This is a genomic window from Blastomonas sp. AAP25 (genome assembly GCF_001295965.1).
GTDB lineage: Bacteria > Pseudomonadota > Alphaproteobacteria > Sphingomonadales > Sphingomonadaceae > Blastomonas > Blastomonas fulva.
The window spans coordinates 1-22662 of sequence record NZ_LJHP01000040.1 but is presented as its reverse complement, the minus strand read 5'-3'; the positions used below and the strand labels follow the sequence as shown (position 1 = coordinate 22662).

23 protein-coding genes are annotated in these 22662 nt (G+C 65.5%); 15 read left to right on the top strand and 8 right to left on the bottom strand.

Translation table 11 applies throughout. The features are described 5' to 3' along the window. Positions 1-2: 2 nt before the first annotated feature. The 6 genes from IP68_RS18725 (at position 3) to IP68_RS18700 (ending at position 4479) form a co-directional block, all read left to right on the top strand. The gene (locus IP68_RS18725; protein ID WP_082382496.1) at positions 3-1142 is read left to right on the top strand and encodes a nitrilase-related carbon-nitrogen hydrolase; all 1140 of its coding nucleotides are present in this window, start codon (positions 3-5) and stop codon (positions 1140-1142) included. After that, a complete protein-coding gene (locus IP68_RS18720; RefSeq protein WP_054136545.1) occupies positions 1139-2350 on the top strand; it encodes a class I SAM-dependent methyltransferase in 1212 nt (403 codons plus the stop codon). Before IP68_RS18725 ends, IP68_RS18720 begins: the two co-directional genes overlap by 4 nt. A gap of 129 nt (positions 2351-2479) precedes the next feature. Next, the gene (locus IP68_RS18715) at positions 2480-2839 is read left to right on the top strand and encodes a hypothetical protein (RefSeq protein WP_054136544.1); all 360 of its coding nucleotides are present in this window, start codon (positions 2480-2482) and stop codon (positions 2837-2839) included. Next, positions 2839-3564, top strand: coding sequence for a hypothetical protein (locus tag IP68_RS18710; protein WP_054136543.1), 726 nt, complete (start codon positions 2839-2841; stop codon positions 3562-3564). Before IP68_RS18715 ends, IP68_RS18710 begins: the two co-directional genes overlap by 1 nt. A 65-nt stretch (positions 3565-3629) precedes the next feature. Continuing rightward, positions 3630-3980, top strand: coding sequence for an antitoxin Xre/MbcA/ParS toxin-binding domain-containing protein (locus IP68_RS18705; protein WP_054136542.1), 351 nt, complete (start codon positions 3630-3632; stop codon positions 3978-3980). Positions 3981-3984: 4 nt separating this feature from the next. Further along, positions 3985-4479, top strand: coding sequence for an RES family NAD+ phosphorylase (locus IP68_RS18700; protein WP_054136541.1), 495 nt, complete (start codon positions 3985-3987; stop codon positions 4477-4479). A 2-nt stretch (positions 4480-4481) separates the two neighbouring features. On the opposite strand, the gene IP68_RS18695 is transcribed toward IP68_RS18700, so the two are convergent. The 6 genes from IP68_RS18695 to IP68_RS18670 form a co-directional block, all read right to left on the bottom strand. Further along, positions 4482-4946, bottom strand: a complete 465-nt coding sequence (locus IP68_RS18695; protein WP_054136540.1) for a DUF1330 domain-containing protein — start codon at positions 4944-4946, stop codon at positions 4482-4484. Further along, complete coding sequence (locus IP68_RS18690) at positions 4943-5413, bottom strand: hypothetical protein (RefSeq protein WP_231684162.1); 471 nt, start codon at positions 5411-5413, stop codon at positions 4943-4945. The genes IP68_RS18695 and IP68_RS18690 overlap by 4 nt, the downstream gene beginning before the upstream one ends. Further along, entirely contained in the window at positions 5410-6834 is a 1425-nt protein-coding gene (locus IP68_RS18685; protein ID WP_054136539.1) for an aldehyde dehydrogenase family protein, read from the bottom strand. Before IP68_RS18685 ends, IP68_RS18690 begins: the two co-directional genes overlap by 4 nt. Further along, positions 6831-7754, bottom strand: coding sequence for a polysaccharide deacetylase family protein (locus IP68_RS18680; RefSeq protein WP_054136538.1), 924 nt, complete (start codon positions 7752-7754; stop codon positions 6831-6833). Before IP68_RS18680 ends, IP68_RS18685 begins: the two co-directional genes overlap by 4 nt. Positions 7755-7947: 193 nt before the next feature. Further along, complete coding sequence (locus tag IP68_RS18675; protein WP_054136537.1) at positions 7948-8841, bottom strand: polysaccharide deacetylase family protein; 894 nt, start codon at positions 8839-8841, stop codon at positions 7948-7950. Continuing rightward, positions 8841-9521, bottom strand: a complete 681-nt coding sequence (locus IP68_RS18670) for an isochorismatase family protein (RefSeq protein WP_054136536.1) — start codon at positions 9519-9521, stop codon at positions 8841-8843. Before IP68_RS18670 ends, IP68_RS18675 begins: the two co-directional genes overlap by 1 nt. 86 nt (positions 9522-9607) lie before the next feature. Here IP68_RS18670 and IP68_RS18665 point away from each other — a divergent pair, with 86 nt between their 5' ends. The 8 genes from IP68_RS18665 (at position 9608) to IP68_RS18630 (ending at position 18594) form a co-directional block, all read left to right on the top strand. Continuing rightward, positions 9608-10981: an alpha/beta fold hydrolase gene (locus IP68_RS18665; RefSeq protein WP_054136535.1), complete on the top strand. Its 1374-nt coding sequence runs from the start codon at positions 9608-9610 to the stop codon at positions 10979-10981. 12 nt (positions 10982-10993) lie between these two features. Then, positions 10994-11491 carry a hypothetical protein gene (locus tag IP68_RS18660; RefSeq protein WP_054136534.1) on the top strand — a complete coding sequence of 166 codons (498 nt, stop codon included), beginning with the start codon at positions 10994-10996 and terminating at the stop codon, positions 11489-11491. A gap of 201 nt (positions 11492-11692) precedes the next feature. After that, positions 11693-13069: a 3-isopropylmalate dehydratase large subunit gene (locus IP68_RS18655; protein WP_054136533.1), complete on the top strand. Its 1377-nt coding sequence runs from the start codon at positions 11693-11695 to the stop codon at positions 13067-13069. Continuing rightward, the gene (gene leuD / locus IP68_RS18650; RefSeq protein ID WP_231684159.1) at positions 13062-13670 is read left to right on the top strand and encodes a 3-isopropylmalate dehydratase small subunit; all 609 of its coding nucleotides are present in this window, start codon (positions 13062-13064) and stop codon (positions 13668-13670) included. The genes IP68_RS18655 and leuD overlap by 8 nt, the downstream gene beginning before the upstream one ends. After that, on the top strand, positions 13663-14580 hold the full coding sequence (locus IP68_RS18645) for a hydroxymethylglutaryl-CoA lyase (RefSeq protein WP_054136531.1): 918 nt from the start codon (positions 13663-13665) through the stop codon (positions 14578-14580). The genes leuD and IP68_RS18645 overlap by 8 nt, the downstream gene beginning before the upstream one ends. After that, the gene (locus tag IP68_RS18640) at positions 14577-15764 is read left to right on the top strand and encodes a CaiB/BaiF CoA-transferase family protein (protein WP_054136530.1); all 1188 of its coding nucleotides are present in this window, start codon (positions 14577-14579) and stop codon (positions 15762-15764) included. Before IP68_RS18645 ends, IP68_RS18640 begins: the two co-directional genes overlap by 4 nt. Next, positions 15764-16363: a VOC family protein gene (locus IP68_RS18635; protein ID WP_197275864.1), complete on the top strand. Its 600-nt coding sequence runs from the start codon at positions 15764-15766 to the stop codon at positions 16361-16363. Before IP68_RS18640 ends, IP68_RS18635 begins: the two co-directional genes overlap by 1 nt. Positions 16364-16515: 152 nt before the next feature. Continuing rightward, entirely contained in the window at positions 16516-18594 is a 2079-nt protein-coding gene (locus IP68_RS18630) for a catalase (RefSeq protein WP_054136559.1), read from the top strand. A gap of 62 nt (positions 18595-18656) precedes the next feature. Here the strand turns inward: IP68_RS18630 and IP68_RS18625 are convergent, their stop codons facing one another. After that, positions 18657-20288, bottom strand: a complete 1632-nt coding sequence (locus tag IP68_RS18625; RefSeq protein WP_369814878.1) for a spinster family MFS transporter — start codon at positions 20286-20288, stop codon at positions 18657-18659. Between the two features lie 125 nt (positions 20289-20413). Between IP68_RS18625 and IP68_RS18620 the strand changes: the two genes are divergently transcribed. Next, on the top strand, positions 20414-20890 hold the full coding sequence (locus IP68_RS18620; RefSeq protein ID WP_054136527.1) for a low molecular weight protein-tyrosine-phosphatase: 477 nt from the start codon (positions 20414-20416) through the stop codon (positions 20888-20890). 6 nt (positions 20891-20896) lie between these two features. On the opposite strand, the gene IP68_RS18615 is transcribed toward IP68_RS18620, so the two are convergent. Next, positions 20897-22411 (bottom strand): lipopolysaccharide biosynthesis protein, encoded by a 1515-nt coding sequence (locus IP68_RS18615; protein ID WP_054136526.1) that lies wholly within the window; start codon positions 22409-22411, stop codon positions 20897-20899. Positions 22412-22662 lie beyond the last annotated feature (251 nt).

Sequence of the window (22662 nt, the reverse complement as noted above, 5' to 3'; positions counted from 1 at the left end):
CGATGGAACTCGAACGCCGCATGGTTCTGGCCGCGATGATCGCAGGCGCGCTGCCGTTCGACCCTGCGCTTGCGAAGGAGGCACCGTCCATGGCGGCTGATGCGCCTTATGCCGCGGTCGCGATGCAGCTTGCCGCCCGCTCGGTCGAGCGCGCGCCCGATCGCGGTGCGGCACGCGCGCAGATCCTTGGCATGATTGGCGAGGTCGAGACCAAGATCCGATCCGCACGCATCTTCATCGAGCAATATGGCGGGTATCCGGTGAAGCTCGCGGTGCTTCCCGAATATCTCTTCACCAGCTATCCGGGGCGCATCTCGATCCCCGATTTCGCCGCGCTCGCCGCGTTCGAGATGCAGGGGGAAGAATACGAGGCGCTGGGCAAGGTCGCGCAGAACCTCAAGCTGTTCCTCGCGGGCAATGCCTATGAGGTCGATCCCAATTTTCCGGGTCTCTATTTCCAGGCGAGCTTCCTGATTGCGCCTTCGGGCGATGTCGTGCTGCGCTATCGCCGATTGAACTCGATGTTTGCGCCGACCCCGCACGATGTGTGGGCGAAGTATCTCGACGTCTATGGCCTGGATGGTGTGTTTCCGGTGGCGCGCACCGAGATCGGCAACATGGCCGCGATCGCGTCCGAAGAGATTCTCTATCCCGAGATCGCCCGCGCGCACGCGCTGCGCGGCGCCGAGATCTTCCTGCACTCCTCGTCCGAGATCGGATCGCCGATCGATACCAACAAGGCGATCGCCAAGCGCGCGCGCGCGTTCGAGAACCTCGCTTATGTCGTCTCGGCCAACACCGCAGGCATCGAAGGCACCGGCCTCCCGCTCGCGAGCGCCGACGGCAACAGCCAGATCGTCGACTGGAAGGGCCGGGTGGTCGCCGAATCGAACAGCGGCGAGACCTTCACCGCCTTTGCCGATATCGATCTTAATGCGCTGCGCACCGCGCGGCGCACCCCGGGGATGACCAACTATCTCGCGCGCCAGCGGCTCGAGCTGTTCGCGGCGGCCTATGGCACCGTGCGTCATCCGGCCGATGGCATGCTCGAGGGCGGCGCGGTGAAAGTGCCCGACCGCGACTATTTCAAGCGCGTGCAGGAGCAGGTGATCGAGCGGATGATCAAAGAGGGACTGATATGACGCACCAATTCGATGTCGCACCGCCCTATACCGCGGTGGCGCTGCACGGCGTGTCGCCGCAGCCCAGCCACGACGAGGCGGCGCGGTTCGACTTTCTCGCCAACCTCAACAAGTACCTTTCGGGCACTCTGGGCCCCGGCAACAAGCAGGCGTACGACACTCGCGTGCTGCCCGGCTTTGTCGCCGAGCACGGCCGCGAGCCCAAGGACCGGTTCGAGATCCGCCATGCGATGAATCGCGATCCGCACCACCGCTTCTGGTCGGCGCTCAAGCGCAACAGCATGGAGATGCGCCAGCAGAACGGCCGCGCAATGGTCCTGCGCCAGCTTGACGAGCTGAACGCCAAGGCGCGCCAGTATAACGAGGGACGCGACACGCTCGAGCTCGATCCCAAGGTCGCCGTCCCGCGCTACCAGAGCGCGATCGACATCCATTGCATGCCCGGCAGCTATCATGGCGAGGAAATCCCCGGCGATGTTTCCGCCGGCGCGAATTACGACTGCGGCATCTTCGCGACCACCGCAGGCGGTCTGGGCGCGCTTTCGGATGGCGGCGGCCAGGCTTTGGTCAAATGGGCGCGCGAGCAACGCCCCGGCTGGCAGCCGCAGCGCATCCTCGATATCGGTTGCACCGTCGGGCACAACATCGTGCCCCTGGCGCTCGCCTTTCCGACAAGCGAGATCATCGCGATCGATACCGCCGCGCCCTCGCTGCGGTATGCGCATGCCCGCGCGCAGTCCTTGGGCGCGACCAACATCCGTTTCGTCCAGGCCAATGCCGAGGATCTGTCGCGCTGGTCGGACGAGAGCTTCGACTGGGTGCAGACGACGATGTTCCTGCACGAGACCAGCGGCACCGCGCTGCCGCGCATCATCCGCGAGGGCTTTCGCGTGCTCAAACCCGGCGGGCTGATGCTGCATCTGGAACAGCCGCAATATTCGGACGCAATGCCGCTCTACGAGCAGTTCATCCGCGACTGGGATGCGTTCAACAACAACGAACCGTTCTGGTCGGCGATGCATGCGCTCGATCTCAAGACGATCATGCAGCAGTCGGGCTTTGCCGAAAGCGACCTGTTCGTCACCGGCGTGCGCGCGGTGGTCGATACCGAAATCTTCCCTTCGGCGGGCGACGAGAAGGAAGAGGATCACGGCCGCGCCGCGGTCTGGCACGCTTACGGCGCGTGGAAGGGCGGACGGCCGGAATAAGTTTCCCGGTCCCCCGTAGAGGCGGGGGCCCATCTCCTTCCGGTGCCGCTGACGCACCGGTGCATCGATACGCAAGCTCGGGAGATGGGCCCCTGCCTTCGCAGGGGACCGGACCCTTCGGAGGTTAGAATGACCGAACCCGTTGACTGGATGACCCGCGCCAATGCGCGCGCCAAGGGCAAGCGCCCCGATTTTCTGGGTGATCCCGACAAGGAAAAGATGCTTTCGATGCTGATGGCGGTGATCGGCGAGGTGTCGGTGATGCGCGAGCGGATGGACACGATCGAGCGCCTGCTCGACGCCAGGGGCACGATCAGCCGCGCCGATATCGAAGGCTACAGGCCCGATCGTGAGGCCGGTTATGAGCGCGCCGCTATGATCCGCGAATATATCGCGCGGGTCATGCGTGGGCCGCAGCAGATGATGGAGGCGATGCAGGCCGACGACAAGCCTGTCGAAGAGCTGAGCCGCGAACTGAAGGACCTGTGATGCAGCACCGCACCGTCAGCGGCAAGATCCGCTACACCAGCAAGAAACCGCACATCATGGACCAGGAGCGCGGGCGCGAATGGTTCAGCTTCACGCATCATGGCGATGGCCGGACGATCATGCGCGCGCGCTGCGAGATCGAGGAGCCCGAGCCCAAGGTGCTGCGCGATATCGTCTATGGCATCGGTCCCGACATGGTGCCTGAACATCTGCACGTCCACCTGACCGTGGGCGATGCGTTCATGGGGTCGGGCTGGATGCGGCACGATGCCGCCGCTGGCGTGATCGAGTGCGAAAGCTTCGGGCCGTCGATCGGGCGGGTGTCGCAGCGGGTTGCGGTGGGCGGTCATTTCGATGGCTTCGGCACGCACCCGATCGCAGGCGATGGCTTCATGACCCGGGTGATGGATGTGAGCAAGGGCCCGCACCGGCGCAATGTCCGCTGCTTCCTGCCCTCACCCGACCATCGCGGCGCCACCCCGCCGCTGATCGCCGAGGTGCTGATCGGCCTCGAATATGTCGGCGAGGAGGAAAAGACGGTGGAAGCCGGCACCTTCGCCTGCCGCCACTACCGCTATATCGACGATCTGGGCCCGGGCATGGGCGGCAACACCCACCCGACCTACGACATGTGGGTCACCGCGGATGCCGATTCGGTATTCGTTTATGGTGCCATCGACGGTGGCATGCTGGCGCGGTACGAGCTGGTCGAACTGGAGCGGTAACCAGCCCTGGCTTGATTGCCGCAGATTTTGACGCTATATTGCGTCAGGATTTGTGGAGTAGTCGTATGGCAATCCAGAACTATGCCGAACATGGCGCGTTCGCCCCGCGCAAGATCGTCGAGGCTTTGCGCACCACAAGCGACGAGCTCGCGCGGTCACTCGGGCTGGGCAAGGATGCGATCCAGCGCAAGGACCGGATCGCCTCTGATCGCACGCAGCGCCGCATCCGCCAGATGGTCGAGGTGCTCAACAAGGTGGAGCCGCGGTTCGGCTCGGCGCTGCTCGCCTATGCCTGGTATCGCTCGGAGCCGCTCCCCGGCTTTTCAGGACAGACGGCGATGCAGCTGGTGCAGGGCAACCGCGCAGACGACGTGCTGACCTATATCGATGCCGTCGACGCCGGCATCCACGCCTGATCCCATGCATTTTGCCGGGCTGCTCTACCGCGCCCACAATCCCGTCTGGTCGCGCGCGCCGCTATCGGGGGAGGGGGCCGCGCGCTTTGGTGGACGCTTCAACCGGATCGGTCGGCCCGCGCTCTACACCTCGCTTGCTCCGGAGACCGCGGTGCGCGAGGCCAATCAGGTCGGCACGCTTCAGCCCGTAACCCTGGTCGCCTATCAAGCCGATATCGGGCCACTGCTAGATGGCCGCGACGAGACTGCCCTCAATCCGTTCGGCATGACACCAGCAGATCTTTCCGACCCCGCCTGGCGTGACCGGATGCTGGCGGGCAAGCCGGTCCCGACGCAGGATCTGGCCGAAGCCGCGGTTGCGAAAGGCCATGCCGGGATCATCGTCCCGAGCTATGCGCGCGGTGCCCCGGTGGAGGCGCTCAACCTCGTTCTGTGGGATTGGGATGGACGGCTCACGCTTGTGGATGACGACGACCGGCTGGGTCTGCGCAACCGCTGACGTTATTTGCCGTTCGACTGTTCTATTCCTGATCGATCGAAACCGGCGGTATAACCATTGTCGCCGACCTTGCCGACCAGATCCCCGCGCAGCGGGGCTTCGGGATAGACGGTGACGGTGTAATCCCCCGCCGATGGATCGAGCCGCAGCGGCTTGATCTTGTCCTGATACTCCTTCGAGTTCCAGAACGCCTGCGCGTTGGCGAGGCACGGGAAACGCACCATCAGCACGGTGTAGCCCGCAGGCGGCGTGCCCTCGAAGGTCGCGAGCGGACGGGGGATGTTGATGTAATAGCCGCCCAGTTTCTCGTACAATTTGCTGTCGGCGATCGCCTTGCCATAAGCGGCCATGCGCTCGCGGTCGTGCGTGGGCCCGGCGATCACCATCACCACCGGAGAATCGCACGGCGGTGCGGTGGTCGAGGTGCCATCGGTGGCGGCAGCCATCATCAGCAGGGGGGTAATCATAGAACAGCCTCCGGATCGCGCGAAACGCGCCGTTCGTCACACAAGGTCCGCCTGAACGGCGTGCCATCGCGAAACCATTGCCAGGTGCGCGCGCGCGATTCGCCATCATCGGAAATCTGGATCATCTCGGTGAAGCGCATACCGGGTTCGTCCTTGCGGTGCAGCGTCAGCATCAGCACGTTGTCGAGCGTTTCCCAGCCATGGCCATGGAAGCGGTCGGTGTCCCACCACAATCGGCCATCGCGCAAGATGCCGCCGAAGCTCAGCCGGTTCTCGCGGCCGTCGGGCCAGATCAGGTGGTTGTGCTGGACATAAGCGAACTCGCCACTTGCGGGAAATTCGCAGCGGGTGCGCATGCGGTGCTGGTCGATCAACTGGCTATCGGCATCGAGATGGCGGTACACCCCGTCCCACAGCCCTTCGTGCGCGAACAGGGCGGGCATGGCCTTGGCGAGCGTATCTCTCATCGCGGGGCGTCCTCTGCATAAGCGGCGAGCGGCAGCGGCGCGCCGGTCTGGCGGATCAGCGCCTGTAGCCGGAAGAAGCGCAGCAGCCCACTCTCCCCCATGCGCGAAGGACCCATCCCGGAAAGCTTGAACGAGCTGTTCTCCGCATCCCAGACCATCGATGTCATCGATCCGTCGTTGATCGACACCGCGCCCGCTTCCAGCCGCACGGCGACGCTTTCCGCCTCCTCGGCGGTGGCAGCGATAACAGCGGCGGACAGGCCGTAGACGCTGTCATTGGCCTGTTGAATCGCATCCTCGACGTCATCGAACGCGATCACGGGCAGCACCGGGCCGAAGGTCTCGTCGCGCACGACGCCCATGTCCGATGTCGCATCGGCGATGACCGTTGGCCTCAAATACCGGCCGCCGCCCAGGGTCTCGACGCTGCCACCGGTGAACACCTTCGCCCCCATCGCCACCGCCTCGTCGATCTGCGCCTGCACCTTCGCCCCCTGAGGACCGAAGATGAACGGGCCAATGTCGCCCATCGCGATATCGGGATAATTGAGCCGCACCTTTTGGGCCGCCTCGACCAGTGCATCGAGGAACGGCTGGTAGATAGTGCGTGCGACATAGATCCGCTCGATCGACTGGCACGCCTGTCCGGTGGCGACGATGCTGGCGCGCAGGGCCAGATGTGCAGCGGAAACCGGATCGGCACTCTCCAGCACGATCATCGGGTCCTTGCCGCCCAGTTCCAGATTGGCAGGGATGAAGGCGCGCGCTGCCGCCTCTGCTACCTTGCGGCCGGTTGCGACCGATCCGGTGAAGCAGACATAATCGACCGCATCGACCAAAGCCTGGCCGGTGGCGGCATCGCCCTCGATGAAGCTCAGCACTGCGGCGAGTTCGGGCACCTTGGCGACCGTTTCCATCAGCGGCGCGATGAAGCGCGGGGTGACCTCGGACGGTTTCACCAGCGCCGCGCACCCGGCGGCGAGCGCGGGGATCGCATCGATGGTGGAGAGCACGATCGGGAAGTTCCACGGCGCGATCGCCCCGAACAGCGGATAGGGGACGAGCCGCGTGCTGTTGCGCACGGTGGGGTGCGCGCTGGGCTGATTGTCGCGGCTGTGCTGCGCGATCAGGCGGGGCGCGAGGTCAGCCCATCGGCGGATCGTGCCGGGAAGGCCATCGACCTCGATCTCCGAAATCCGACGCCGCCCGGTGTCGAGCGTAAGCGCTTCGAGCAAAGGTTGGCGGTGCGCCACCACCGCCTCGGCCCAAAGATGCAGGATCGCCGATCGCTCTTCGGGGGCCAGCGCCGTCCAGGCCGGTTGTGCTGCGCGCAGCCGCTTCGCCTCGGCCTGTACGGCGGTAGCATCCAGCGGCGCGATTTGGTAATCCGCCTCGCCGGTGCGCGGGTTGATGACCTTCATGCCTGCGCGCTCCAGTGGTCGAGCAGTTGGCTTCCGGTGGCAAACCACGCGCCCGGCTGCTCGCTGAGCCAGCGCACCAATGCCTCGAACGCATCGATGCGGTACGGAAGCCCCATGATGTAAGGCGTCAGGTGCAGCGGCAGCATCCGCCCGCCGTGCGTCGCCGCTTCGGTCGCCAGCCAGCCATAGGCATCGCGCATCTGCTGCGCATAGCTGTCGACCGACTGCTGCTGGACATTGATGATCTGGCGGTCGGACAGTTCGTGGTTGAGCGGCAAATTGAAGATCCCGCCCGCCTCGGTGGTCATCCGATAGGGCAGCTCATCGTTCACCCAGTCGCACATGTAGTCTACACCCGCCTCTGCCAGCAGCCGGGGCGTGGCGAACGACTGAGATCGCGCGATAGAGAGCCAGCCACGCGGGCGCGTGCCGCTCGCCTGTTCGAGCGTGTCCAGCGACTCGGCGATCAGCGCGCGTTCGTCATCCTCGGAAAGGCCCGAGGCGATCGTGCCGTTCATGTCGGTCGAATGCGCGACGATCTCGTGCCCGCCCTGCTTCAGCGCCTCGATGATCGCGGGGTAGCGCGTCGCGATCGCGGCGTTGCACGCGACCGAAACCTTCGCCCCCACCGCCTCGAAGGCATCGAGCAGCCGGAACAGCCCGATCCGCGTGCCATATTCGCGCGCAGTATAGTGTCGATAGTCGGGATACGCGGTCTGCATATGCCCCGGCGCGCGGAACGGGGTGTCGCTGGGCACCATCGGGAACCATTCGAGGCTGATCACCGGCCAGATCGCAACGGCCTTGCTGTCCGGCCAGACGACAGGCGGGCGGGTGAACAGGTTGCTGTAGGGGTACAGATCATGGTCCATCCCGACGCGGCGGTGGGGGTATTCGAGATAGCTGGGGTCGAGCGTCATGCGACAGCTCCTTCAAACCCCTCTCCCTTGACGGGAGAGGGCAGCGGAGACTTATGAGCGAAGCGAATTAATCGCAGCCGGGAGAGGGTGAGTGCAACCGCTCCACCCCCTCTAAGTCCGGCTAGGCGGGCAAGCCGCCAAGCCTGCCTATTCTCTCCCGTCGAGGGAGAGAATGTTTGCGTCAGCATAGCCCTCATGCCTGCTGCTCCCGCCAGGCATCGACGATCTCGCCCGCAGTCGCGATCCACGCGCGGCCGTCCGCAGCAATATGCCGCAGGACCTCCTCGAACGGACCGATGCGGTGCGGCTGGCCGATCAGATAGCTGTGCAGCGGGATGCACATCACCGTGCCGCCGGGGCCGTCTTGCGCCTCGCCCTCCTTCGCCAGCCGCTCGAACTGGCGGATCAGTGTATCGGCATAGTCGCGCGGGCTCATGTTGTAGATGAAGAAGCCGTAATGGTCGTTGACCTCAAGGCTATAGGGGATCGCGGTCAGCCGCCCGGATGCGGTCTTCACATCGGTCGGCTGGTCGTCGTGATACAGGTCGCAGGTGTAATCGAGGCCATATTCGGCGATCAGGTCGAGCGTGCGCGGGGTGTGGGTGAGCGCAGGCGCGAGCCAGCCGCGGATGCGCTGCCCGGTCGCGCGCTGAACGGTCGCAATGCTGTCCTCGATGATGCTGCGCTCCTGCGCCTCGTCCATGCCATAGCTGTAGCGGGTGTTGTAGATGCCGTGGCTGAAGAACTCCCACCCGCGCTGGCGGGCGTCCTCGACCACTTCGGGAATATGATCGCATAGCGCCACCGACAGGCTGACCGATCCGGGAAAGCCGTGGCGGGTCATCACCTCGGCCATCCGCCAGTGGCCGACACGGTTGGCGTGGTCGCGGTGCGCATAGCCGACGACATCGGGGTGCGGCTTGGTCCAGCTCTTGCGGTGCGGATTGGCGGGCGGGTCGATCTCGTAATATTCAAGGTTGGGCGCGACCCACACGGCGCAGCTCTTGCCGCCGGGCCAGCGGACCTTGGGGCGCCCGCGCCAGGGGGCAAAGTCGTAGAGTTGCGGGTCGCCGTGCACCGCCTCCATCACCGCGCCTCCAGCCAGTCGATCACCGTCTGCACCGGCTCGACATCGGCGTATTTCAGCTGCAGGTCGGTAAGGTTGGCGAAGTGATAGCTCTCGTGCTTGTCGGCGCAGGTTTCGATGGGCACGATGGTGCGATAGCCGTGGCTCAAGGCATCGACCGCGGTCGCCCGGACGCAGCCCGATGTGCTGCCGCCGGTGACGACGACGGTGTCGACGCGGTGGAATTGGAGATAGCTCACCAGGGGGGTCTCGAAGAACGCGCTGGGCATGCGCTTGGTGTAGTGGAGGTCGTGTGGCCCGAACTCGCAGCGCGGATCATAGGCGTGGCGCTCGCTGTCATAGCGGATGTTCTGCAGGCTGTCGGGGGTGTCGGTGCGCGTGCCCCAGACCCCTGCATCGGCGGCATCGTCCTTGTAGGCGACGCGGCTCCAGATCACCGGCATGTCCTTCTCGCGTGCCAGCCGCGAGATGGTGTTGATGTGTTCGATCTGGCGGGGGTCGGTCTCGTAGGCGGTCTTGAACATGTCGATCCGGGTATAGGCCTGCTGCACGTCGACATTGATGATCGCGAGCTTTTGTCCAAAGCCGAACTTGTTGCGCGCCGGATTGGCCATCACCGCTTCGAACAACTGCCTTGCGGTCTTGTCCTCGCGGATCATCCGGGTGCCGACAATCTCCATGGTTCCTCCACTTATTTCCGATTCGAGAGCATAATAACAAAAAAAAAAGGGCTTGTCGAGATGAATTTGTCCGGACAAATTAGGGCATGACTCGGATCACCCGCCACTATGTCGATGTGCCGCTGCCCGATGGCCAGCGTCGTCGCGTGCATTACCGCATGGCGGGCAGTGGACCGCCGCTGCTGATGGTCCACCAGAGCCCGCGCAACAGCGGCGAATATGCCCCGTTGATGGAGCGCTGGGCCGACCATTTCACCTGCATCGCGCCCGACACGCCGGGTTTCGGCCAGTCCGACCCGTTGCCGGACATTGCCGACATCAATGATTTTGCCGATGCGCTGGTGGATCTGATGGACGCGCTGGGGCTGCCGGCGTGCCCGGCTTATGGCTTCCATTCGGGCGGGATCATCCTGGTGACCGCGCTCAAGCGCTATCCCGAGCGGTTCACCGGGCTTGCCATCGGCGGCTATGCCATCTGGACTCCGCAGGAGATGGCGGTCTTCGGGCAATCCTATCTGCCGCCGTTCCAGCCATCGGCCTATGGCGAGCATCTGGTGTGGCTGTGGAACCGGATCCTCGAGCAGAGCTGGTTCTTCCCCTGGTTCGATGTTCGCGATGCCGCACGGCTTCCCGGCGCGCATGCCGATGTCGCGCGAGTCGATATGGCGGTCCGCGAGATGCTCGATGCGGGCGATGCCTATCGCGCAGGCTATGGCGCGGTGCTGCGCGCAGCCCGCGACATTCCGCCGCCCGATGCGGCAACGCCGCCGGTGCTGATCAGCGCCTATGATGGCGATCCGCTGCAGACGCATATCGACCGGCTGGGCGATATGCCTGCGCTCTGGCGTGCGCAGAAATGCGCCACCCCAGCCGATCATCAGGCGCTCAGCCTCGATTTCCTGCGTGCTTTGCCGCAGGCCGCAGTGGTGACCCCCGCGCAAACCGCCGATGCGGGCTTTGTCGGTATCGACACCGGCGATTTTTGCGGCCTGATCCACTGGCGGGGCGACCCTGGCGCGGGCGTGCTGCGTCTTCATGCGCCGGGGGAAGAGCTTGCCGCTGTGCCGCCGGGCGCGCTGGCGATCGATCTGCCCGGCCATGGCCTGTCCGACGGCTGGGCGGGCGCGGCGCCGACACTCTGGGCGCCCTGGCAAAAGGTGATCGATGCGGTCGCCGGGCATTTCGGCATCGGCGATATCCGGCTTCCCGACACGCCGAAGGGCGATCCCGCGCTGCTGTTTCCCGATCTTTCGCCCGACCGTTATGGCACGCACCTGATCCGCGCATGGCAGATCGTGCGCGCGCGGCACTTTTTCGTGCCGCATCATGCCGTCGGCGCCGCCCAGGCGATCGCGTTCGACCCTGTGCACATCACCCCGGACTATCTGGCACGCGAACACCGCGCACTGCTGCGCGCGACAGCGGCGCGTGCATTGTGCGAAGCCCTCAACACCCGATAAGGAGCAAGGATCATGGGAATACGCGAAGACATGCCGATACTGGCGCGCCACGAAGGCGTGTGGGACGGGGTGTATACCTATTACAACGCCGCCGGCGAGAAGATCGACGAGCACCAGAGCCGCTTGTTCTGCCGTTTCCCCGATGACGGGCCTTTCCCCTATCACCAGACCAACCATTACACCTGGCCCGACGGCCGCACCGAAATCCGCGAATTCCCCGCAGACTATCGCGACAAGCGGGTGTGGTGGGACAATGATCTGATCGTCGGCTGGGCCGCCGAGGTCGGGCTCGACGAATACAACCGCACCGTGATGCTCTACTGGCAGCGTCAGGGCGACCCCTCGCTCTATCTGTACGAGATGATCCAGATCTCCGACGACGGCAACTCGCGTTGCCGCACCTGGCACTGGATCCGCAACGGCCTGCTCGAGACCCGCACCGCGATCCAGGAAACTCGCGTCAGCCATGACTGGCGCGCGGTCGAAGCGGAGATGGCGGCGGGTGCGTGAGCGGCATCTGACCAAACCTTCTCCCTCGATGGGAGAAGGATACGCAGCCTTGTCGGCTTTGCCGACTAGGCGCAGTTGGATGAGGGTGAGCGGCGTCGCGGCAACGCTGGCGCGGCGCATTCACCCTCACCCAGCTTCGACTAGGCTCGCTGTGCTCGCCAAGTCTGCGCAACCCTCCCCCATCAAGGGGGAGGGAAATCGGTGACCACCCTGTTCGACCGCATCTGGGACGCGCACGTCGTGGCATGCCTGCCGGGCGGCGCGGCGCTCGTCGCGATCGACCGGGTGCTGCTGCACGAGCGCACCGGTGCAGCGGCGCTCAACGCCTTGCGCGATGCCGGGCGGACTGTTGCCGATCCGGGCCGCGTGTTCGCGATGATGGACCATATCGTCGATACGCTTCCCGGGCGCACCGACCGCACGCTGATGCCCGGCGGTCAGGCGTTCATCACCGAAACGCGCGCGGCGGCGCGGGCAGCGGGAATCAGGCTGTTCGATGTGGGCGATCCCGACCAGGGAATCATGCACGTGGTCAGCCCAGAGCTCGGCATCGTGCTCCCCGGCCTCACGCTGATCGCGCCCGACAGCCACACCTGCACGCAGGGCGCGCTGGGGGCGCTGGCCTGGGGGATCGGATCGTCCGAGGCCGAACATGCGATGGCGACCGGCACCCTGCGGCTGACCCGCCCCAGGGCGATGCGCGTCACCTTCACTGGCGCGCCGGCGCCCGGGGTCACGGCCAAGGACATGATGCTGTCGCTGATCGCGGCGCATGGCGCAGGCGGCGGGGCGGGGCATGTCGTCGAATTTGCCGGGCCTGCGGTCACCGCGCTCGACATGGAAGCGCGGATGACATTGTGCAACATGGCGACCGAGTTCTCGGCCTTTGCCGGGCTGATCGCGCCCGACAGCGTCACCTTCGCGTGGTTGAAGGGCCGCCGTTATGCGCCGCAGGGTGCGGATTGGGATGCGGCATTGGCGCAATGGCAGACGCTGCGCAGCGCCGATGATGCCGCGTTCGATGCTGAAATCACGCTCGACGCAGCGTCGATCGCGCCAATGGTCAGCTGGGGCACCAGCCCGCAGGCGAGCGTTGCGGTCAGCGGCAATGTGCCGGCCGACGCCGGACAAGCAATGCTCGATTATATGGCGCTCGCCGCCGGGGCGCCGCTGATCGGCACACCAATCGATGCCGCGTTCATCGGCAGTTGCACCAATGCCCGGCTTTCCGATCTGCGCCGCGCCGCTGCCTTGCTCAAGGGCCGCCATGTCGCCCCCGGCATCCGCGCGATCTGCGTGCCCGGTTCGAGCGCGGTCCGCCGCGCCGCCGAGGCCGAGGGGCTCGACCGGGTATTTGTGGACGCAGGCTTCGAATGGCGGATGAGCGGCTGTTCGATGTGCTTCTTTGCTGGTGGCGAGAGCTTTGCCGAAGGATCGCGCGTGATCTCCTCGACCAACCGCAATTTCGAGAGCCGCCAGGGGCTGCGCGTGAAAACCCACATCGCCAGCCCCGAAACCGTCGCCGCCAGCGCTATCGCGGGTGCCATCGCCGATGCGCGGGAGCTCGCCCATGGCTGAACCTTTCACCACGCTGACCTCGATTGCCGCGCCTTTGCTGCGCGACAATGTCGATACCGACGCGATCATTCCTTCGCGCGAGATGAAGAGCACCGGCAAGACGGGGCTTGCGGGCGGGCTGTTCGCGGGCTGGCGCTATCTCGATGCGGAGCGAACCCCCAATCCCGATTTCGTGCTCAACCAGCCGGAATACAGCATGGCCGCGCTGCTGCTCGGCGGACGCAACTTCGGCTGCGGGTCGAGCCGCGAGCATGCGGTCTGGGCGCTCGCCGAATACGGAATCCGCTGCATCATCGCACCCAGTTTCGCGCCGATCTTCCACGGCAACTGCATCCGCAACGGCATCGTCCCGGTGGTGCTGGCCGCCGAGGTGATCGCACCGCTCGCAGGGCAGCAGGTGCATGTCGATCTCGCCGCGCAGGCGGTCAGCGCCGGGGATGCGACCTTCCACTTCGAGATCGACGGAGAGGCCAAGGCGATGCTGCTCGAAGGGCTCGATGCCATCGACCTCACGTTCAAACACCGCGCGGCGATCGCCGCGTTCCACGCGCGCGACCGTTCGCAGCGCCCCTGGGTCTATCTGGAGCAGAACCATGCCTGACGTGCTGATCAGCGAGGTCGGCCCGCGGGACGGGCTGCAGAGCATCGATCGCGTGATGCCCACCGAGGCGAAGAAACGCTGGATTGCGGCTGAAGCCGCCGCAGGCGTGCGCGAGATCGAGGTGGGCAGCTTCGTGCCGCCCAGCCTGCTCCCGCAAATGGCCGACAGCGCCGAGATCGTGGCATACGCGCGGACCATTCCCGGGCTCAACGTCGTGGCGCTGGTCCCCAACGCCAAGGGCGCGGCGCGGGCGGTGGAAGCGGGCGCGCATGCGATCTCGATCCCGTTCTCGATGTCCGAGACACACAGCCTCAAGAATGTGCGCAAGAGCCATGCTGAGATGCTCGAGGAGATCGCTGCGATCGCCGTGCTGGCGCGTGAAGGGGGCGTGCATTTCGCGGTCGGCCTTTCCACCGCGTTCGGCTGCACGATGGAAGGCCCGGTCGACGAGGGCGCCGTGGTGCGGCTGGCGGTCGCGGCGGCCGAGGCCGGCGCGCAGGAGTTCAGCCTCTCGGACACCACCGGCTATGCCAACCCGGCGCAGGTCAGGCGGCTGGTCCGCGCTGTCAGGGCAGAGGTCGGCGCGGAGCGGATGACCACGCTGCATCTGCATAACACGCGCGGGCTGGGGCTTGCCAATGCGCTTGCCGGGCTCGACGAGGGAATCACCACGCTCGATTCCTCCCTCGGCGGGCTGGGTGGCTGTCCTTTCGCGCCCGGCGCTTCGGGCAATATCGTCACCGAAGACCTGGTGTTCATGCTCGAGGCGATGGGGGTGGATACCGGCATCGATCTCGACGCGCTGCTCGCGGTGCGCGCCATCCTCGCCGAGGCACTGCCGGGCGAACCTCTCTACGGCTTCACCCCCGATGCGGGGCTGCCGCTGGGTTTTGAAAGGCAAACCGCATGACCGGTCCGCAACCGCTCAAGAACCTCAAGGTCGTCGAGTTCACGCATATGGTGATGGGCCCGGCTGTGGGCGCGATCCTCGCCTCGCTGGGCGCCGAGGTGGTGCGGGTCGAGCCGATCGGTGGCGACCGTACACGCAAGCTGATCGGATCGGGCGCGGGCTATTTCCCGATGTACAACCGCCACAAGGCGAGCATCTGCCTCGACCTCAAGTCGCCCGACGGGCTGGCGGTGGCGCGCGATCTGGCCGCTGGTGCCGATATCCTGATCGAAAACTACCGCCCCGGGGCGATGGACCGGCTGGGGCTGGGCTATGAGGCGCTCGCTGCCAGCAATCCGCGGCTGATCTATTGCAGCGAGAAGGGCTTTCTCCCCGGACCCTATGAGGAGCGCACCGCGCTCGACGAGGTCGCGCAGATGATGGGGGGCCTTGCCTATATGACCGGACCGCCCGGACGCCCCTTGCGCGCGGGGTCGAGCGTCATTGATGTCACTGGCGGCATGTTCGGGGTGATCGCGATCCTCGCCGCGGTCGAGGAGCGCCATCGCACGGGACGGGGGCAGAAGGTGCAAAGCTCGCTGTTCGAGACCACCATCTACCTGATCGGCCAGCACATGGCGCAGCTTGCGGTGACCGGCAAACCGGCGGCGCCGATGCCCGCGCGGATCAGCGCCTGGGCGATCTACGACGTGTTCGAGACCGCCGACGACAAGCCGATCTTCATCGGCGTGGTCACAGATGCCTTGTGGGAGAAGTTCTGCGCGCTGTTCGGGCTCGACGATCTGTGGGCGGATGAGAGCATCCGCGAAAACACCGCGCGGGTGCTGGCGCGCGACCGGATCATGCCGCAAATCCGCGCGCTCGTGCAGACGTGGAAGCGCGACGATCTGATCGCCAGGCTCGAAGGCACGGGCCTGCCGTTCGCGCCGATCGGACGGCCCGAGGACATGTTCGACGATCCGCACCTGCTCGCCAGCGGCGGGCTCGAGCCAGTGACCTTGAGCGACGGGACGACCACGATGCTGCCGACGCTGCCGATCGAGATGAACGGCGCGCGCCCCCATGCGCATGCGGCGCTACCGGAGGCGGGCGCGGATACGAAGAGCGTGCTGGCGGGGCTGGGTTATGACGAGGCGAGGATCGAGGCGCTGCTGGCAAGCGGCGCGGTGGAAGGACAGGGATGATGGGCTACAACAATCTGTGGATCGTGATGGTGCCGATGGCCCTCTGCGCCTGCACCGCCCACGCGCAGGACAAGCCCGCGACCGCCTCGCCCCCCAGGTCTCCAGGAGTCGAAGCGCCCGCGCAGCGGCTGCCCACCGATATCCGCCGTGTCACGCTGATCGTGCGCGACATGGAAGCCTCGCTGAGGCTGTACCGCGATGTCGTCGGCCTGCAGGTCAATTACGATACCGTCGTCGAGACCAGCGGCGTTGCGCTGCCCGCAGGCGAGCCGGGGGCCAAGGCGCGGCTGGTGCTGCTCAATTCGAACGATCCGTTCATCGGCTGGATCGGGCTGATGCAGTGGGTCAGTCCGCCGCTGCCCGATCCGGGCCCTTATCCCAAACGCATGGGGCCCGGCGGCACGGTGATCGTGATGAACACCGATGATGTCGACGGCCGCTGTGCCGCCGCTGCCAAAATCCCGGGCGTCACCATGACCGCGCCGCCCAGGATGCAGGGATATCCGGGGCGCAATGGCGGTCCGGTGATCCGGGTGCGCGGGTGCAACTTCTTCGACCCCGATGGCACGCTGATCGAGATGAACCAGATCCTCAAATAACCGCGCCAGATTCTCTTCTGCCCCATGCATCGCATTGCCGCACCGGCGCGTAGGTGGCGCAACGGCGCGAGTGCGCCTGGTTGGCGCGCGACCTGAAAGGCCCCCATGGCCCTGTAATCCGTGCGTTGATCGATGATCAGCAGGAGCTACGCATGACAAAATCCGCGCACGAAACGACCACCGGCCAGGGCGGCGAAACCCATCAGCAGGCGAGCGGCGACACCCCCGTGCTTACCACCAACCATGGCATGCCGATATCCGACAACCAGAACAGCCTGAAGTCCGGCGCGCGCGGCCCCACGCTGCTCGAGGATTTCGTGCTGCGCGAAAAGATCTTCCATTTCGACCACGAGCGTATCCCCGAGCGGATCGTGCATGCACGTGGCACCGGCGCGCACGGCGTGTTCGAGGCGACCGACGACATTTCCGACCTGACCCGCGCGGCGGTCTTCACCAAGGGCGAGAAGACCGAGGTGTTCGTGCGCTTTTCCACCGTGGCGGGCGGCGCCGGATCGGTCGATACCCCGCGCGACGTGCGCGGCTTTGCGGTCAAGTTCTACACCCGTGAGGGCAACTGGGATCTCGTCGGCAACAACATCCCGGTGTTCTTCATCCAGGACGCGATCAAGTTCCCCGATCTGGTGCATGCAGTGAAGATGGAGGCCGATCGCGGCTATCCGCAGGCGGGCAGCGCGCACGACACCTTCTGGGACTGGGCGTCGCTGATGCCCGAATCGACCCATATGCTGATGTGGGCGATGTCCGACCGCACCCTGCCGCGCTCGCTTCGCATGATCGAAGGCTTCGGCGTCCACACCTTCAAGATGGTCAATGCCGCTGGCAAGGCGAGCTTCGTCAAGTTCCACTGGAAGCCCAAGCTCGGCATCCAGTCGACGATCTGGGACGAGGCGCTGAAGCTGCAGGCGGCGGACAACGACTATCACCGCCGTGATCTGTTCGAAGCCATCGACGGCGGCGACTTTCCCGAATGGGAGCTCGGCATCCAAGTGTTCGACCAGGAATTCGCCGATGCGCAGCCCTATGACGTTCTCGATGCCACCAAGCTCATCCCCGAAGAGGATGTGCCGGTGCGGATCATCGGGACGATGACGCTCAACCGCAACGTCGACAATTTCTTCGCCGAGACCGAGCAGGTCGCCTTCCTGCCGACCAACATCGTTCCGGGAATCGATTTCTCGAACGATCCGCTGCTGCAGGGCCGTCTGTTCAGCTATCTCGATACGCAGAAGTCGCGTCTGGGCACGACCAACTTCCACCAGATCCCTGTCAACGCCCCGCGCTGCCCGTTCGGCAATTTCCAGCGCGATGGCATGATGCAGACCATGGTCCCCAAGGGCCGCGCCAATTACGAGCCCAACTCGCTTGCCGAGCATGGCGAGGAAGCAGGGCCGCGTGAAAGCGCTGCCAAGGGGTTTGCCACCACCAACCTTGCCAGCGGCCCGGACGAGCAGGGCGACAAGCTGCGCATACGCGCCGAGCTGTTTGCCGATCATTACAGCCAGGCGCGGCTGTTCTATCGCTCACAGACCGAGAATGAACAGGCGCATATCGCCTCGTCGTTCGTGTTCGAGCTGTCGAAGGTCGCTGATCTTGATCAGGTGCCCGCGCGCATGGTCGCCAATCTGCGCAACGTGGATGAAGATCTCGCCAAGCGCGTCGCCGATGGCCTGAACATCGAGCTTCCTGCCAAGGCGGAAGCTGCGCGCAAGCCGGTCGACATGAAGCCTTCGGACAAGCTGTCGATCCACAAGAACATGAAAGCGACGCTCAAGGGCCGCAAGGTTGGCGTGCTGATCGCCGACGGTACCGATGCAGGCGAACTCGACACGCTGACCAAGGCCATCGAAAACGCCGGAGCCACCGTGTTCGTCGTCGCGCCCAAGGTGGGCGGGGCGAAGCTTTCCGACGGCAAGCTGCGCAAGGCCGACGGCCAGCTCGCCGGAAGCCCCAGCCAGCTGTTCGATGCGGTGGCGATCGTGCTCTCGGACGACGGCACCAAGATGCTGCTCAAGGAAGGCGCTGCTGTGCAGTTCGCGATGGATGCCTTTGGCCACCTCAAGGCGATCGGGCATTCCAAGGCGGCCAAGCCGTTGCTCGACAAGGCAGGCGTCGAACCCGATGCGGGCGTCACCGGCTCTGGCGACGATTTCATCAAGGCCGCAGCAACGCGCTTTTACGACCGCGAACCTGGCGTGCGCATGCTCGCCTGATTCACCTTAACCTGACTTATCCCGATCCGGGCGGTGCCAGCGGCATCGCCCGGATTTTTATATCAGACATCCTCGCCAGCCGCGCGCGCGCGTTCGACCACGGTGCGTTCGGCCAGCGGCACGCTGCGATAGGCGGCAAGCAGCAGCGCGATCCCTGCAGGCACGATCACCAGGATCGACAGCACGCCCGTCGACAGGCTGCCGGTGACCACCGACATCTGCCCGGCAAGATAGGGCCCGAGCGCCAGCCCGAACAGGGTGGTTGCGAGGAAGAAGGTCGCGGTCGCGGTGCCGCGCATCCGCGGCATCACCAGATCCTGCGTGGTTGCAGCCGCTGCCCCCAGTGCCGAACTTGCGAACATGTTGGCGAGCGATGCGAAGATGGCAAAGCGCACGAAATCCATATCCGATGCAGGATCGGAAGCCGTGGTGAAGGCCAGATAGATCGGAATGACCGGCGTGAGCAGGCCGAAGGCGATGACCATGATCCGCCCCGATTCATGCCGCGCCCGCAGCCAGTCGGACATCCGTCCGCCCATGATCACCCCAAGGAAGCCACCCGCCGCGCCGCCGCCGCCGAGCCAGAAGCCGATCCGCGCGGTCGATTCGCCGAGCACCTGCGCCGCATAGCTGGGGCCGAATGCGGTCGAGGCATAAGACAGGAAGGCGACGCAGCCATAGCCCAGGATGGTGTAGAGAAATGCGGGCGATCCCCAGATCAGCGCAAAGGTGGCCGAATCGCGGCGCCTGAGCGAGGACGCCCAGGAGAAGACGGCATAATAGCCGACGCCGATGCAGATCCATTGGAGCGTCGCTCCGGTCAGCCAGATCAGCCCGGTGGCGGCGAGCGCGATGATGGCGATGGCCGCCACGTTGGTGGCCAGCGCTGCAGCGCCGCGCTGTGCTGCGGAAATCAGCGTGAACGGCGGGATCACCGCGAACAGCTCCTGCAGAAAGCCGCGGAACGGATCTGCTGCCGGAGGGGTAGGCAGGCCATCGACCAGACCGCGCACCGGCTCGCGCAATGTCGCGACCCAGGCCGCGAGGAGCAGCCCGGGGACGCCCACCGCAAGGAACGCAGCCTGCCATCCGACCAGCCCCATCGGGCCGCCGCCGGGATAGGCGTTGTTCCAGCCTGCGACGATGAAGCCGCCGATCATCAGCGAGATGCCGCCGCCGAAATACAGCCCCGCCGAATAGATCGCGAGCGCGGTGCCGCGCATGCGCTTGGGGAACATGTCCGAGATCAGCGAATAGGCAGACGGGCTGGCGGTCGCCTCGCCCACGCCCACGCCCATCCGCGCCAGACCCAGCATCGTGCCGTTCTTGGCAAAGCCCGACAGCGCGGTCATCGCCGACCACACCGCCAGCCCCAGGGTCAGCAACCGCACCCGGTGCCAGCTGTCCGCCAGTCGCCCGAGCGGAATGCCGAACAGGGCGTAGAACACCGCAAAGGCGGTGCCATAGAGGAAGCCGATATCGGCATCGTCCAGGCCCAGGTCCGCCTTGATGTCGGGGGCCAGAATGGTGATGATCTGCCGGTCGATGAAGTTGAGCACATAGACGAGAAACAGGATGCCAAGGCCATACCAGGCATAAGGCGATGCGTGGGTTGCGGCGGACGGGGGCACATCCGCCGGGTCTGCCGGATGATCCGGGTTGGGGGTGTCCAGAGTACCGATTGTTCCCGTCACGTGGCCGCATCTCCCATTGCTTGTTCTTGTCCCGCACCTTGGCTAGCAGAGCGACGGGTTCGTGCAAGCGCCTATCGGGCGCGTGCGACGGAGCGCCGCTGCGCCTTGAGGAAAGAGACCGTGCCATGGCTGAACGACTGCCCGCGATCGTTTTCGTGTGCCTGGGCAACATCTGCCGGTCGCCGCTGGCAGACGGCGCGCTGCGCCACGAGGTCGCGCGGCGCGGACTTGGCTGGACGGTCGATTCGGCAGGGACCGGCGGCTGGCACGCCGGCGATGCGCCCGACAAGCGCGCGATCGCGGTGGCCGCGCGGCATGGCGTCGATATTGCCGGATTGCGCGCGCGGCAGGTGCGGGTGGATGATTTCACCCGGTTCGACCTGATCCTGGCGATGGATCACGACAATCTGGCCGGGCTGCACGCCATTGCTCCGCGCGCGCACCGCGCCGATGTGCGGCTGGCGCTCGATCTGGTCGAGGGACGGACGGGGCAGGCGGTGGCCGACCCCTATTATGGCGATGCGCGCGGGTTCGATGCGACCTGGGCCGACGCGCAGGCGATCGCTCACGCGGTGCTGCGGCATTTCGGTGCGGCAGGCTGATCCGCGTCAGGCGGCGACCGGCTCTTCCAGCGGCGGGGGCTGGCGGCGCAGCAGGCCGATGGCATCGCGCAGCATCTGCGGGGCCAGCATCCGCAGCAGCAGCACATAGCTGAGCGCACCAAGCCCAGCGAGCAGCGCCAGCCGCGCCATCACCTCGCCCAGATTGCTGTCGAGCGCGCCTGCCAGGCCCACCCGCATCGTCCACACCAGGGCCGCCATCGCCGCCGCGGCGCCGACCCCGGGCGCACACGCGATCAGCACATCGCGCACCCGCACCCCGATCACCGGGCAGGACTGCCACAATGTAAAGGCGAGCACGAGCGGCATGCCGATCACCCAGCCCATCGCCAGCCCGTTCACGCCGAACTGCACGCCGACCAGGAACATCAGCGGCATCACCACCGCGCCAAAGGCCGAGCAGCGCACCGTGATCCGCGGGTGGCCCAGCGCATTGACCGCAGGCGCCATCAGCACGTGCAGCGTCATGAAAGGCATCGCGATCGCGAACAGCTGGACCAGCGGCACCATCTCCAGCCATTTTGCGCCGAACAATGTGTAGACCGCCTCGGGCGCGGTGACCGCCAGCCCGGCATAGACCGGGCAACTGATCAGCATGATCAGCGCGATAGCCTTGAGGAACGCCGCCTGCAGCCGCGCAGGTTCCGCCTGCAGCCGGGCATAAGCGGGGAAGGCAACCTCGTTGAGCGGGGGAATCACCTTGGCGGAGAACATCTGCGCCAGGAACAGCGCCTCGGCATAGAGCCCCAGCGCGTGCGGATCGAGCGCACGGCCGGCGATCAGCACGTCGGCCTGGGTCTGGATACTCCACAAAAGGTGGCTGGTCAGCATTGCCCCGCCAAAGCCGATCATCGCGCCGGTGCCCTTGAAGTTGAAGCTTGGCCAGACGATGAACCGCTGCGCGATGCACAGCCCGATCGCGCGGGTCCACACCATCGATGCGGGCGCGGCGACCAATGTCCACACACCCCATCCCGACAGCGCACAGACGATGGAGGTGGTCGCGCACACAAAGGCCGAGACCAGATTGACGATCGCCAGCCTGCGAAAATCGAGCGCGCGGCTCATCAGCACCTCGGGCACGGCCATGAAGGGCGTGGCGATATACATGATGGTCTGCCAGCGCAGCAGGTCGGTCACCATCGGCTGGTTGTAATAGGCCGCAATGGCCGGTGCGGCGGTGAACTGGATCGCGGCGATGCCGAAGTTGAGAATCAGCAGCAGCCCGAAGGCCTGGCGCACGCGGAAGCGATCGATTCGCTCCTGCTGGATCAGCGAGCTGGCAAAGCCGTATCCGTTGAGGAAGGTGAGCATCACCATCACCACCTGCGTCATCGCGAACAGGCCGTAATCGGATGGGTCGAGGATTCGGATCACCGCAAGCGTGGTGGTCCACATCACCAGCTGGCTCACGATCTGGCTGCCCGATCGCCAGAAAACCGCGGTTTTCACGCGGTTGGCAAAGCCAGAGTCGGTTATTCCAGGTGCTGTGTCTTCAACCATAAACTGTCATGTTCCCGTAACGACCGGATGTCTGGCAGCGATGCTGACCTGCCCAAACCCCCATGATTCCGGTCCCTAGCGGCAAATCCCCAAAAAAATTGAAATAAAATTGCAAAAAGAGTTTGACCCGACTCGTCCTCGCCCATAAATGCCCTCTCACCGGACGGGACGCGGCGCTGACGCATCGCTCTTCCCCCGGTCGCCAACATAGACGGACGCCAAGTCCCCCGGTAGGAAAATCGGGGAACACT

What these genes read in the sequence shown, in the direction of transcription:
- IP68_RS18710 (WP_054136543.1), top strand. Translation starts at nt 2,839, where the DNA reads ATGCAGCACCGCACCGTCAGCGGCAAGATCCGCTACACCAGCAAGAAA.
- IP68_RS18615 (WP_054136526.1), bottom strand. Translation starts at nt 22,411, where the DNA reads ATGGTTGAAGACACAGCACCTGGAATAACCGACTCTGGCTTTGCCAAC.
- IP68_RS18670 (WP_054136536.1), bottom strand. Translation starts at nt 9,521, where the DNA reads ATGGAGATTGTCGGCACCCGGATGATCCGCGAGGACAAGACCGCAAGG.
- IP68_RS18700 (WP_054136541.1), top strand. Translation starts at nt 3,985, where the DNA reads ATGCATTTTGCCGGGCTGCTCTACCGCGCCCACAATCCCGTCTGGTCG.
- IP68_RS18620 (WP_054136527.1), top strand. Translation starts at nt 20,414, where the DNA reads ATGGCTGAACGACTGCCCGCGATCGTTTTCGTGTGCCTGGGCAACATC.
- IP68_RS18665 (WP_054136535.1), top strand. Translation starts at nt 9,608, where the DNA reads ATGACTCGGATCACCCGCCACTATGTCGATGTGCCGCTGCCCGATGGC.
- IP68_RS18630 (WP_054136559.1), top strand. Translation starts at nt 16,516, where the DNA reads ATGACAAAATCCGCGCACGAAACGACCACCGGCCAGGGCGGCGAAACC.
- IP68_RS18685 (WP_054136539.1), bottom strand. Translation starts at nt 6,834, where the DNA reads ATGAAGGTCATCAACCCGCGCACCGGCGAGGCGGATTACCAAATCGCG.
- leuD (WP_231684159.1), top strand. Translation starts at nt 13,062, where the DNA reads ATGGCTGAACCTTTCACCACGCTGACCTCGATTGCCGCGCCTTTGCTG.
- IP68_RS18720 (WP_054136545.1), top strand. Translation starts at nt 1,139, where the DNA reads ATGACGCACCAATTCGATGTCGCACCGCCCTATACCGCGGTGGCGCTG.
- IP68_RS18635 (WP_197275864.1), top strand. Translation starts at nt 15,764, where the DNA reads ATGGGCTACAACAATCTGTGGATCGTGATGGTGCCGATGGCCCTCTGC.
- IP68_RS18715 (WP_054136544.1), top strand. Translation starts at nt 2,480, where the DNA reads ATGACCGAACCCGTTGACTGGATGACCCGCGCCAATGCGCGCGCCAAG.
- IP68_RS18660 (WP_054136534.1), top strand. Translation starts at nt 10,994, where the DNA reads ATGGGAATACGCGAAGACATGCCGATACTGGCGCGCCACGAAGGCGTG.
- IP68_RS18705 (WP_054136542.1), top strand. Translation starts at nt 3,630, where the DNA reads ATGGCAATCCAGAACTATGCCGAACATGGCGCGTTCGCCCCGCGCAAG.
- IP68_RS18675 (WP_054136537.1), bottom strand. Translation starts at nt 8,841, where the DNA reads ATGGAGGCGGTGCACGGCGACCCGCAACTCTACGACTTTGCCCCCTGG.
- IP68_RS18690 (WP_231684162.1), bottom strand. Translation starts at nt 5,413, where the DNA reads ATGAGAGATACGCTCGCCAAGGCCATGCCCGCCCTGTTCGCGCACGAA.
- IP68_RS18725 (WP_082382496.1), top strand. Translation starts at nt 3, where the DNA reads ATGGAACTCGAACGCCGCATGGTTCTGGCCGCGATGATCGCAGGCGCG.
- IP68_RS18640 (WP_054136530.1), top strand. Translation starts at nt 14,577, where the DNA reads ATGACCGGTCCGCAACCGCTCAAGAACCTCAAGGTCGTCGAGTTCACG.
- IP68_RS18680 (WP_054136538.1), bottom strand. Translation starts at nt 7,754, where the DNA reads ATGACGCTCGACCCCAGCTATCTCGAATACCCCCACCGCCGCGTCGGG.
- IP68_RS18695 (WP_054136540.1), bottom strand. Translation starts at nt 4,946, where the DNA reads ATGATTACCCCCCTGCTGATGATGGCTGCCGCCACCGATGGCACCTCG.
- IP68_RS18645 (WP_054136531.1), top strand. Translation starts at nt 13,663, where the DNA reads ATGCCTGACGTGCTGATCAGCGAGGTCGGCCCGCGGGACGGGCTGCAG.